This window comes from Treponema sp. UBA753 (assembly GCF_002297325.1).
Taxonomy (GTDB): Bacteria; Spirochaetota; Spirochaetia; order Treponematales; family Treponemataceae; genus Treponema_D.
In genome coordinates this window covers 1-11,663 of the sequence record NZ_DBKJ01000003.1, presented here as the reverse complement: position 1 = coordinate 11,663, position 11,663 = coordinate 1, and the positions used below count along the sequence as shown (strand labels likewise).

Here is an 11,663-nt window from a genome sequence, read left to right as displayed (position 1 = left end):
TTCTCCTCTTTCACAAGGGATGAATATTTTGACGCTGTTGTGGAAGTCAGAATGTGGTAGATTTTATTGACAGATTTTTTCATCACAGTCTTGTCAGTTGAGAGCGTGTGATAGAGGTTAAGAAAATCCTTCACCTGATACTGGACGGCGACTTCCGGGACATTGAAATTCTGGTAGTTCTTCCGCGAGACCGGGCCGACATAGGATGCCTGCCCGAAATCATTCATCGTCACAATCACAGGGATTGAGTCAGGCTGGGCGACCGCATACAGGCTGATTCCGATTGAGAGAAAAAACGCTAGGCAGGAGATGACAGCCACAATCCGAAGAATATGGTTCTCCCGGCGAATCTGTCCTGTAATCCAGTCGAAATGCTCAAGCTGCGGATAGAACGGTGTCTGCACTTTTCCGGCAGGAGGATATTGTTTTGTACTCATAAAGTATCTCCAAGAAAGGGCGGGCAGATACTTTTGCTACAGATTACAAATTTTCAAGACTACAGTCAATATTGATTTTGTTACATATTTAAATATTTTGTAATAAAAGAAATTTTATTCACGCTTTCCGGGATTTCTACTGTTTCTCGGCACGCCTGCAACACGGATGCTTGAGTCAGTTATCTGGCGCGAGAGGCTTCTTATTCCGTCCTTTATCTCGACTGACTTTCCCAGAAGGTCATCTTTCTTCAGCTGCCAGACAGGAACATAGACAAGGGATTCACCGCTTCTTATGACAAGCGCATCGTTCCAGCTCTCGTCCTTGTCAAACGAGATTACATTCTCGACAGTTCCGCTGATTCCGCCGCCCGCATAGAGCGAAAGTCTTCCGCCTGATTTCTGGAATTCGTCAAAGAATGTGTTGTACCGCCCTGTCGCGACAAGGACTTCCTTCCAGTCATCTTTAAGCTCGTAGAATCCGGCTTTTCTGACGGCAAGATTCATTTCAGAAAGAAAAGCAAGACGGTTCTGCATATCAGGGCTTAGAAGACGGGAACTTATTTTGCCCGGATATTTCTCAAGCTCCTCGTCAAGCTTAGTCCAGCGTCTTGCAACAACAAGATTTTTCTGCGCCGCAAGAATTTCTTGCTGTGTCCGCTCCCCGACCATCTGTGTCGCGATGTACGAGAGAGTTTCCCTCATAGTCCGCCTAATCATCTCAGGCTGGAAATAGACACGCTTTCCGTTTTTATCCCTGCCGTTTATGCAGATGTGCGCATGGCGGTGCGCCGTGTCCGTGTGAACCGCCCCCTGCCACAAAAGCTTGTAGCCTGTCATGGTCTCGGTTCTCCTTATGAACTCAGAGGCAAGGACTTTCAGGTTCACGTTCTGGTTTTCAGGCGAGATTATGAACTTGAAATGCTCGGGAACTTTCGCGACCTCGTACTCGGAATTTTCCGTGCCGAAAAGCTTAGGCTTATCCAGGACTTCATTCTTGTTTTCCTGCGGCATATAGGTTGAAAGATACTTGTCATGAGCCTGCATCGAGGAACTGTGCGAGACCTTAAACATCACGCGCTGGTCTTTCTGGTTTGCAGAATTTGAGAGCAATGCTCCGCCTCGCCTGCTGCCTGAGAACCTTCCGCCGTCATCACGACCGACACGTGTCGGTTTTGCCGCAAGCAACTTCGAGAGCCGCCACATGTCGTCCTTCTTGTACGGAACTTTTCTTACCTTGTAGAGGTCTTCCTCATAACGCTCCTTTGTCGGACGGTCAGAGAAAATGTCTTTTATTGAATGTGATTTCATGGGCAGCACCTAAAAATCAGCGGATTCATGGGAGAAAATAATAAATTGGAACTTCTCTTTTTCGTTCTACATATTGGATTCGCTCCTCATACTCCTGAGTTTCGCCCTCGACCCCAAGAACTTTTACAGGTCTGATAAGGTGATTTCGAACAATATGCTTTTTTCCATCATTTCTTAGAAAATAAATCTGATTTATTTCAATTTTTATTTTTTGGCCTATATGATTTTTTGCCACATCATAGAGAGCCTTGTCCTCAATTTCTATCTCTTTTCCTTTCGGCATTGAAAGATAGACATATCTGCACAAAGTTGAACTGTTGCTGTATTTTACAAGACTGACATAGTTCACAGTGCACTCAATGGACTTTGATTCGCTTTTCTTTTCGCCAAGATTAAGGCCGTATACAAATAGAAGCAAAGCAAATAAAATAAGAAAAACAAAAAAACAGATAATTTTTTTCAGCACACTATCATCATAATAATAAGACATTGTTATTTCCTCCTTTTTTATTTATCAATTTTCAGAGACCGATATTGTTCGGCAAAATACAATGATTCAATCATTTCAAGCACAAATTTTCTGTCTTTTTCCTGTAAATCATCAAAATGGTTTTCGCAGCTCTGCCCAACGCTCAGCTTATTTCCTGTCAAAAGCCATTCGTAAGAAACAGATACTCTTCTTGAAATTTTCAAAAGCTTTATATAGTCAAGATTCAGTCTCTGTTTTCTCCAATTGCAAAGCTCCTGTATGCTTACAATGTCGCTTATCGTCTCAAAGAACTCCGTATCATAATTTTTGCTAAAATTCTGCGTTTTCAGTTCAAGTGCGTTTTCAATTCTTGAGACTATGGAGCATGGTGTCAAGTCAAAATCAGAAAGACATTTCAAATCCAGATTATTTTCAAGAGCTCCAAACAGCAGCCAGTGAACAGACACTTTCAGATAATCTGAGATTTTTTGCAGCATCAGCGGAGCAGGTATTGTCCCCCTTTTTCTCCATTGTGCAAAGGCGGAATTACTTATGCCTATGGACTTTGAAAAATCACTGTCTCTTATTTTCATTTCACTCAGGCACTCTAAAATTCTATTGTACATATATTTATCTCCATTCTCATTCCTAAATCAATTCACCAGCACAATGCTTTCCATAAGTCCGACAGCTTTTTCAGAATACGGAACAATGTTTTTCAGTCCGAAACTGAGCCAGTTTTGTATATTGTCCGTGTCTCTTATTCCATAGGAAATTCTTGTTTCTTTATCCTGCACAATGGAATTGAATTCTTTCAGGCCGCCGGTTACAAGTGACAGAAGAAATGTATCTATCCTAATCCGCATGTCGTTATCGTGCTGCAATAAATTGCTTACAAGGTCAGGAATATTGTGCATCCAGTCCTCCACAAAAAGGAGAAAAGTGTTTTCATCTTTTGTATAAAGCGTTTTTTGATTCATCGAATTTCGCAGCACATTTCCCCGGAAAAGATTCCGCACAAAAACGCCGTTCAGCTGCAATATGCTGACAAGTGTCTGTATAAGCTCGCTGACTGGATTTGAAAAACACTCTGGGGGATAAAATTCTGTACCTTTATAATCGTCTTCACCTATATCAATTTTTCCGGTCATATATTCCTTTATAAGTTTTTTAAACGCTTCTTCTTCGGTCTCAGCTTCTATCTCAACAGTCTTGCCGTAGTATTCACAAATATCTATTTTATAGCTTTTCATTATTCTGACTCCTATTAAACCTTATCTTCAAGTTTTCTATAGTAAAATTTTCTGCGTAGTTCTGCCCGAAATATCAATGCTTAAGTTTTTTCTTATGCTCCTTTATCTCCATTACAGCCTTTTTCAGATTTGCTTTTGCTTTTTCATAGGACTTCGCCTTTGGTTCTCCAAGAGCAAGTCCTTTGTAGCGATGCCTCCATGCGTTATAAAAAAAACATCTTGTCCGCAATCTCTTTGCCATTTTTGTAGAAAAGAACCTCATATTGAGCACGGACGACATTCTTTTGTAGCCGTGCCAGCTCTGAATTGTAAAAGGAATTCTCCTTTCTTCGCTTACGCTCTTCTTTTGTCATTTTCTATTTCTCAATATCCAAAGCCTTTTCTGCCGGTTTCTGAATCTCGCCTTCTATATGCCGTATAACATAAGGCTGCACAAGTTTCTCATTCGGATTCAGTTTCTCGCCTTCTTTTGACAGAACATAGCTTCTGTCAACTTCCAAAGTCACTTTCTGGCCGACATGATTTCTCAGTTTCCTGTACAACTCTCTGTCTCGTACTGTAACTTCCCTGCCGTTCGGCGCAATCAGACAGACATATCTGGAAAAATTCTCATTAATGCCTGGTGTTGCATATACATCATCAATGGTAAACTCCACGCCGACCCGTTCTTTTACTGTGTTACGGTCAGCGCTTACCGCAATAAAAACAAGATAACCAAGAACAAAAAGCCCCAGAAGAGACAGCATTACCGTCTGAATATCAAAGAGATTTTCTCCAATGTCAGCACCTTGATTACCTTTTCTTCTCCTAAGCCTTAGCTTCCCCTCGCACTTTCCCTGCTCGGCAAGCACACAAATATCACGGCATTTTTTCAAATCCTGCAAATCCTGAATCAAATTATCTCTTGCCGCAATCTCAGTGAAAACTTCCTGTATCATGTCGATAATATCCGTTCCTTTTTCCAGAGACTTCTTAAAGCTGCAAAAGGACTTCTGTGTACGCTCTATCTCATGGCATTTTTCTACAATATCTTTCAGGCTCTCAACTTTGCCTTTGCCACACATATTCTCAATCCCGATACCGATATAGATTGCATTGAAGAAATTCCTGACAGCCGTGTAATAATTTCGCATATATCTGCCACGTTCCTTTCTTTCTTTGCACCTTCCTTTTTCAGTTGCCATCACTTTCAAAAAGTCAAAGAAAATTCCGCTGCCGCTGTTCTCTGTTTCTTTCATTTTTATCTCCTTCTGCAAATTAGCGCCAAATGGCGCTAATTACTATTTTGTTTTACTTATCAACTGTAAAAAAAATTATTCTTTGAATTCTTTTTTTTCAACATTCATTTTCCGTTTGGAATATGTCTGGTCAAAATACGCTTGCGCTCAAGTTCCGCTAATTAGCGCCAAATGGCGCTAATTTATATTCTGCCAAAATCCGTTCAGACAAGCGGAACAGCATCATCACTTTCCCCTTACAGACTCATCAACAAGTTCATCAAGAATATAGCCGCTCAGCGATTTTCCGTTTTCCGCAGCCTGTTTTTTCAGGACAGCAATTTCATTCTCTGTCCCGGAAATAGATACCGTCCTGAATTTCTTTCTTTCAGATTCGGGTATCTTTTTTCTGCCTGCCCCCTCCCTTCTGCCTCCACGGCCGCTCTTCTTTTCTGTCATATTCCAATAGTAATCCCATTTCAAAAACAAGTCAATTTGAAAAAACTGAACAAAACAATCAAAAAAAACGATGTACCAAAGTGGTACCTCAGTGGTACTAAAGTGGTACCTGAAAAAGTGCCGATGTACCACTCTTTTTCCATATAATGCAAGAAGTTACGCCGTCAATGTACCACTTTCTTTATCTTGCCTACCGGACATATTACATAGTTCTATCTGTTTTGTTCAAGTGCTGTCCGCTTCGTTGCGGAATTTCAGATAACAAGTCCTTAATTAGCGCCAAATGGCGCTAAAAAGAATTTTCTCTGATAATCCGAAAGAATAGCTAACGTTCCTGCAATTAGCGCCAGATGGCGCTAATTAGAATGAGCAGCTAACAGCTGAATTGAACCAGCGGCAATAACTCTGTTGACAGCAAAATTTGTTTGCTGTATAAAATAACTGCCACACGATAAGGAAAATTTTTGTTAATCATCACCGAAAAACCTTCGGTCGCAGAGTCTTTCAGCAAGGCTCTTTCCATCCCCTACAACAAATCACTCGGATATTACACAGACGGCCAGACTGAAATAACGAACTGTGTCGGACATCTTTATGAGCTTGCAAAGCCGGAAGAGTATGACGAATCATACAGAAGCTGGACTTTCGAGCAGCTTCCGATAATCCCTGAAAAATATCTATACAAGAAAAATGAGGACTCGGAAAAACAGACCCGAAAAGTAACAGCACTTCTTCACAAGCACCGTAATGGCAGAATCATAATCGCAACCGACGCTGACAGGGAGGGCGAGGTCATCGCCCGGATTGCGTTTGAGCAGGCAGGTCTTACCGACATCTCAAACTGCCTTCGCTTCTGGGTTTCTGAGGCTCTGACTCCTGATGTCATAAAAAAAGGGCTTTCGCAGATGAAGCCCTGGTCTGAATACAATGAGCTTGCAAAAAAAGGATTTGCCCGGCAGCATGCGGACTGGCTTGTGGGAATGAATCTTACTCCTTATGAGACCCTTCTGGCAGGACACAAGATTACTCTCCCTGTCGGAAGAGTGCAGACCGCTGTCATCGCAGCCATTGCACAGAGAAACAGGGAAATAAAAAACTTTGTGTCCGAACCGTACTATCAGTGCGTGGCGCATCTTAAAGACAACAACGGAAACAAGGCGGAAGCTCTTCTTCTAAATCCGGAGAACAGAAAATTCTTCTTTCCGCAAGTGAACCGCTACATCAATCAGGCTCACATATTCAGCGAGACAAACAAGACCGTCAGCGTGAAAAGCGATGTAAAAAGAAAATCCTTGAATCCGCCGAAACTGCTTTCCATAACCGAGCTGCAGAAAATCGCCTCCGCTGAATACGACTACTCGTCAAGCAGGACGCTGGAAATTGCCCAGTCCCTGTATGAGAAGCACAAGTGCCTGTCATATCCGAGAACACCTTCATCAGTTATGGGCGATGACGACATTCCGCTGTTCAAGGAAAAATTCGAGCTTCTGAAAGACTCCTTTCCGCAGTCAAAATACTGCAATCCTGACCTCATCAGCGCAGAGAACAGGCATATCTTCAACTCAAAGAAGCTTGACTCGCACCATGCCCTTATCCCCTTGGACAAGATTCCTCAGTCCGCAAATCAGAACGAAAAGAATATTTATGAAATCGTGCTGAGGCGTTTCTTTCTGTGCTGCATGGATGAATATGTCTTTGACGAGAAGACGCTGACAATATGCAACGGAGAGTTTTCCTACAGGGCTGTCATAAAAGTTGCCGTATCGGAAGGATGGAAAAAGGCTCAAAAGGAATTAGCGCCAAATGGCGCTGAAAAGAACCCTGACTCAGAATCCGTTCAATACTTCGACGAGAACACCTGCATACTCAAAAACACTGAAATCATGAAAAAAATGACGGCGCCAAAAAAGGAATTCACGGAAACCTCGCTTCTGTCATTCATGGAAAATCCGAACCTTGAGGACAGCGACGAAAAGCTTGTGGGGCTCGGAACCTCCGCCACAAGAGGAGACATCCTGAAAAAAATTGTTGAATACAACTATGTTGTCAAGGACAAAAGGAAATATTATGCGACCGACAAGGCGTTTTTTCTTCTGAAACTACTGTTCAAGAACAGGCTTACGGCTTTGGTTGCAAACATTGCTCAGACGACCCAATGGGAAAAAGAACTGGACGAGTCGCCTGAGATGTTCGAGAAAAAAATCATATCCTTCATAAAGGAATGTGTAAGAACTCATCCTGAAATTGAGGAATATGAAAAGCCGGGCGTCGGAATCTGTCCTGTCTGCCGCAGCAAGGTTATTGAAGGCGGCAAGTCATTTTTCTGCACCAACATAAACAAGGAGCCAAAGTGTCCGTTCATAATCTACAAGCACTCGTTCGGAGCATCCTTGAATACAGATGACGGAAAACTGCTTCTTGAGGGAAAACCGACAGGGGCAAAGACACTGCAAAGCAAAGCCGGAAAAAAATACAAGGCGAGGCTTGTCCTGAACAGGGAAACGTTAAAGCTTGAGCTCGACTTTGTAAACTCGTCAAAGAAAAAAGCGCCAGATGGCGCTAAAAGGTGACATGATAAGAACAGCCGAAAATAGCGTCTGTTTTTATCTTAAAAAGTTTGCGTCGCAAACTTTGCAATACGTCTGGTCAAGGTACGCTTACGCTCAAGACCTTGACTTAGCCGTTTTTAGGGCTTTGATAAACCCTAAATCAACTGTTGTTTCTCACTTTGTTGCGAAACAACTTGAAAAGTCAATTCTAAAACTGAAGTTTTACTCTTGACTTTTTATGGGAGATAGCAAAATGCAGATAATCGGTGTAGTTATGGAAATAATCCTTACGGCAGCAATGATGATTCTTGCTGCAGGAGGATTTCTCATTGCACAGGGCGAAAGGATTTCAAGAAAATCAGACAGTCAGGAAAATCCGCTGGCTTACGGATGCGATGAGACCGGAAAAAAACACGTGAATAAAATCAAGGAGTGTAACAAAAACAATGACAGCAGGAAGTAAAATTTTCTGGATTGTATTCCTAATATTTTTCATTCTCATAAACACTGCGGCAGCTTTTATAAAGGCAAGGCATATAGGCACAATCAGGGCTGCAAAAAAGGTTTATAGGAATATCAACAAAATTGAGAACAGCAGGCCCGGCTGGCTTATTTCCTATCTGAGGAAAATAGATCCGTTCGTCTTCGAGGAGCTGATTCTTCTGGCTTTCAAGAAAAACAGGTTCAGAATAAAAAGAAACAGGTGTTATACCCACGACGGCGGCATTGACGGACAGGTACGGAAGAACGGACAGAAATATCTTGTGCAGGCAAAAAGATACTCGGACTACATAAAAAAAGAGCACGTCCAGCAGTTCATAAAAACCTGCAGGCATCACAAGGCGTGCGGATATTTCATCCATACAGGAAAGACCGGAGAGGATACTAAAAAACTTCTCAAGGAAAATCCCCAGATAAAGCTTATCAGCAGAGAAAAACTGTATGATTTTTTTATTGCGAAAAAAAATCAGAGCAACAACCTGTTCTTTTAGCGCCAACTGGCGCTGAATTAAAGACAAATTTTATTATTAGACATGGGAACATCTATGAAAAATGAAGACAAGGAAAATTTAAGAAAAAAACTGCAGTTCTATATCGACAGCCAGTTCACAAGAAAAGAAGCGGCAGAAGACATGAAAACAACCCCTGAACAAATAACAGTCCTTATGAGCCGCTTCAATCTCAAGCCTGACTTCCGCCATGTGATGACGAAAAGAGCAGAAAAAAAAGTGATTGATGAGTATGAGAAAAATCCGCTCTCAATAAAGGAAATGCGCCTAAAGCTCAGCCTTACAGATACAATAGTCCGCAAAATCTACAACAGGCACGGGCTGAAGAAAATCAGAGACAGAAACAACTCAAAGCTGCTGGTTCTTACAGCCAAGGATTTCAATGAGATTCTTGTGGAACTGAAGACAACAAGAATGTCCCTTGCGAAAATCGCAGAAAGGCACAATGTCTCAAGGCAGCGCATATATCAGATTCAGGTGAAGAATAATATCAAAAGATTTTAAATTTCGTTCTTAAAAGTTTTGCATATATACTTGAGTAAGTTAAGAAAACAATGATTTTTAGGACTGGGAAGTTATGAAAATGAAACTTAATGAATCTCAAAGACAAAGGGCAAGGACAGCAAGACTATGTGCAGAAGGCAAGCTGTCCACAAGGGAGGCGGCTTTCAAGATGGGGCTGACAATGAGGACAATCCAGAAGGACATAATAAAATATAGGGAAAGCGGCAAATCTGCATTCATTCACGGAAACACAGGAAAAAAGAGGTGCAATCCTGAAAACGAAAGAAGGAAGGAGAAAATCATTCAGATTTTCAACAATACAAGAATAAACGGAAACAATCCGTTTGAGGATATAACATACACGTATTTTACAGAAATTCTTTCGGAACAGTTCAATATCAAGGCGAGTATAAGCCATGTGAAATCCATTCTGAACTCACAGGGATATTACACCTGCATAAAGCACAAGGTCAAAAAAGAGAGGAGAGCACATCTGTTCAGAGAAAGAAAAGAGCATTTCGGAGAGCTTGTGCAGGCAGACGGAACTCCATACGACTGGTTCAAGGACGGAAAGAAATACTGCATACAGGGATTCGTTGACGACGCAACAGGATGTCCTGTCGGACTTTATATGACAAAGAATGAGTGTCTTCTCGGATACATGGAAGCCTTCGTGAACATGAGTCTTGCATACGGCATCCCCATGCAGGTTTATCCTGACAAGGCATCCGTATTTTTCGTGAACAGAAAGACCGATGACAATGAAAAGCATCTCACGCAGTTCGGAGTGATGATGGAGTCATTCGGGGTTGATATGTTTCCGGCACATTCGCCGCAGGCAAAAGGAAGAATTGAAAGGTTCTGGCAGACAATCCAGCACAGGCTTCCGAACTTATTCCGCCTGAAAGGGATTAGCACGGTCGAGCAGGCAAACGAGTTTTTGCGTGATGAATTTCCAAAAATATACAAAGCAAGGTTCTTCAAAGAGCCAAAAAATAAGGAATCCTGCTTCGTAAAGGCTGACATGAAACAGATAACATCAGTCATGAAAGCTACTTTTCCGGGACATATAGATAAAAGCGGAATTTTCCTTCTCAAGGGATACAGATTCTTCTGTCCTGAAATCACTGACAGGAAAATCTTGATACACCTTAATGAAAGAGAGGGACTGTGGATTACAGACCCGAAGACGGATAAAAGATATTCAGTGAAACTGGTTGAAAGCGATACCTCCGGAGACATGCCTGAAGTTATGAAGGTTCTGATTGACAGGGTGTTTCTCAAGAATGCGAAGCCGAAATTCCGTGAGGTATATATGGACATAGATGACGTCGTTCTGTCGCAGATAAAACCGAGAAAACTCAGAAAAGTAGGATAAGAATCAAAAATAAAAAAACTAAAATGCCTCAAAAAAAGCCTTCTGAGAACGAAGGCTAAAAGTGTTGTACTCAAGCAAATAGAATCACTATTTTTCTACAGAAATATCAGCATTTTCAGAATTTTTTCTCGATAAATTTCCTCAAAAACAACAAATCTCACAAGAAACTTCAAAAAAAAGAAGAATTTTTGAAATTTTTTCAGCGAAAAATTAAAAAGTTGTTGACAGAGAGTTTGATTTTTTTATTAGGCTGAAAGCCAAGTTTTTTTTCAACTGTAAAAAAAGGCCTTGATTCTAAAAGAACCAAAGCCTTTTCACAAAAAACTGTTTTATATAGAAAGAACTACCATCTAAAATGAGCAAAAGCTTTATTTGCTTCTGCCATTCTGTGTGTATCTTCCTTCTTTTTGAAAGCAGATCCTGTATTGTTAAAAGCGTCAAGCAATTCTGCAGAAAGTGTATCTGCCATTCCATGACCGCTTCTGTTTCTTGCAGCTTCGATAATCCAGCGCATTGCAAGAGCTTCGCGACGAGAATCGCGAATTTCTACTGGAACCTGATAAGTAGCACCACCAACGCGACGAGACTTTACTTCCACAACAGGCTTTACATTTTCAAGAGCCTTAAGAAGAACTTCAAGAGGATCTTTTTCAGTTTTTGCCTTTAGTTTATCCATTGCATCATAAAGTACATTTGTGCAAATAGATTTTTTACCATCAAGCATCATGCGTGTAACAAATTTTGAAACAACTTTGCTATTATATTTAACGTCCGGCATACATGGACGGTCAACAGACTTCTTATGTCTTCCCATCTTATTCCTCCGTCCTTAAGCCTTAGGCCTTTTTGCACCGTACTTAGAGCGACCACGTTTGCGATCTTCTACACCAAGTGTATCCTTTGTACCACGGATAATATGATAGCGAACACCAGGAAGGTCCTTTACACGACCACCGCGGATTAAAACTACTGAGTGTTCCTGAAGATTGTGTCCAATTCCAGGAATATATGCAGTTACTTCAATACCATTAGACAAGCGAACACGGGCAACTTTTCTAAGAGCCGAGTTCGGTTTTTTT

General features: G+C 41.4%; 15 protein-coding genes. 5 read left to right on the top strand and 10 right to left on the bottom strand.

The window, feature by feature from the left end; genetic code table 11:
* From B4C08_RS00185 to B4C08_RS00150, 8 genes are all read right to left on the bottom strand, one after another.
* The coding region (locus B4C08_RS00185; RefSeq protein WP_296662052.1) for a VirB8/TrbF family protein at positions 1 to 437 on the bottom strand (437 nt) is incomplete at its 3' end.
* Between the two features lie 114 nt (positions 438 to 551).
* Positions 552 to 1,745, bottom strand: a complete 1,194-nt coding sequence (locus B4C08_RS00180) for a relaxase/mobilization nuclease domain-containing protein (protein ID WP_296662051.1) — start codon at positions 1,743 to 1,745, stop codon at positions 552 to 554.
* Positions 1,746 to 1,770: 25 nt separating this feature from the next.
* Positions 1,771 to 2,235 carry a hypothetical protein gene (locus B4C08_RS00175; RefSeq protein ID WP_296662050.1) on the bottom strand — a complete coding sequence of 155 codons (465 nt, stop codon included), beginning with the start codon at positions 2,233 to 2,235 and terminating at the stop codon, positions 1,771 to 1,773.
* Between the two features lie 17 nt (positions 2,236 to 2,252).
* On the bottom strand, positions 2,253 to 2,840 hold the full coding sequence (locus B4C08_RS00170) for a hypothetical protein (RefSeq protein WP_296662049.1): 588 nt from the start codon (positions 2,838 to 2,840) through the stop codon (positions 2,253 to 2,255).
* A gap of 27 nt (positions 2,841 to 2,867) precedes the next feature.
* Positions 2,868 to 3,467 carry a DpnD/PcfM family protein gene (locus B4C08_RS00165; protein ID WP_296662048.1) on the bottom strand — a complete coding sequence of 200 codons (600 nt, stop codon included), beginning with the start codon at positions 3,465 to 3,467 and terminating at the stop codon, positions 2,868 to 2,870.
* A 73-nt stretch (positions 3,468 to 3,540) separates the two neighbouring features.
* Positions 3,541 to 3,708, bottom strand: coding sequence for a hypothetical protein (locus tag B4C08_RS00160; protein WP_296662047.1), 168 nt, complete (start codon positions 3,706 to 3,708; stop codon positions 3,541 to 3,543).
* A 115-nt stretch (positions 3,709 to 3,823) separates the two neighbouring features.
* Entirely contained in the window at positions 3,824 to 4,705 is an 882-nt protein-coding gene (locus tag B4C08_RS00155; protein WP_296662046.1) for a hypothetical protein, read from the bottom strand.
* Between the two features lie 225 nt (positions 4,706 to 4,930).
* Complete coding sequence (locus B4C08_RS00150) at positions 4,931 to 5,143, bottom strand: hypothetical protein (RefSeq protein ID WP_296662045.1); 213 nt, start codon at positions 5,141 to 5,143, stop codon at positions 4,931 to 4,933.
* A 464-nt stretch (positions 5,144 to 5,607) separates the two neighbouring features.
* Here B4C08_RS00150 and B4C08_RS00145 point away from each other — a divergent pair, with 464 nt between their 5' ends.
* The 5 genes from B4C08_RS00145 to B4C08_RS00125 all read left to right on the top strand — a co-directional run bounded on the left by B4C08_RS00145 (position 5,608) and on the right by B4C08_RS00125 (position 10,584).
* Complete coding sequence (locus tag B4C08_RS00145; protein WP_296662044.1) at positions 5,608 to 7,713, top strand: type IA DNA topoisomerase; 2,106 nt, start codon at positions 5,608 to 5,610, stop codon at positions 7,711 to 7,713.
* 232 nt (positions 7,714 to 7,945) lie between these two features.
* Positions 7,946 to 8,155 (top strand): hypothetical protein, encoded by a 210-nt coding sequence (locus B4C08_RS00140; protein ID WP_296662043.1) that lies wholly within the window; start codon positions 7,946 to 7,948, stop codon positions 8,153 to 8,155.
* Positions 8,139 to 8,684: a restriction endonuclease gene (locus tag B4C08_RS11200; RefSeq protein WP_366775341.1), complete on the top strand. Its 546-nt coding sequence runs from the start codon at positions 8,139 to 8,141 to the stop codon at positions 8,682 to 8,684. The genes B4C08_RS00140 and B4C08_RS11200 overlap by 17 nt, the downstream gene beginning before the upstream one ends.
* 54 nt (positions 8,685 to 8,738) lie before the next feature.
* Positions 8,739 to 9,206 (top strand): hypothetical protein, encoded by a 468-nt coding sequence (locus B4C08_RS00130; protein ID WP_296662041.1) that lies wholly within the window; start codon positions 8,739 to 8,741, stop codon positions 9,204 to 9,206.
* A 79-nt stretch (positions 9,207 to 9,285) separates the two neighbouring features.
* Positions 9,286 to 10,584 (top strand): ISNCY family transposase, encoded by a 1,299-nt coding sequence (locus tag B4C08_RS00125; RefSeq protein WP_296662040.1) that lies wholly within the window; start codon positions 9,286 to 9,288, stop codon positions 10,582 to 10,584.
* A 343-nt stretch (positions 10,585 to 10,927) separates the two neighbouring features.
* Here the strand turns inward: B4C08_RS00125 and rpsG are convergent, their stop codons facing one another.
* Complete coding sequence (gene rpsG / locus B4C08_RS00120; RefSeq protein WP_296662039.1) at positions 10,928 to 11,398, bottom strand: 30S ribosomal protein S7; 471 nt, start codon at positions 11,396 to 11,398, stop codon at positions 10,928 to 10,930.
* 15 nt (positions 11,399 to 11,413) lie between these two features.
* Positions 11,414 to 11,663, bottom strand: a 250-nt coding sequence (gene rpsL, locus B4C08_RS00115) for a 30S ribosomal protein S12 (protein ID WP_296662038.1), incomplete at its 5' end; no start/stop codon positions are given.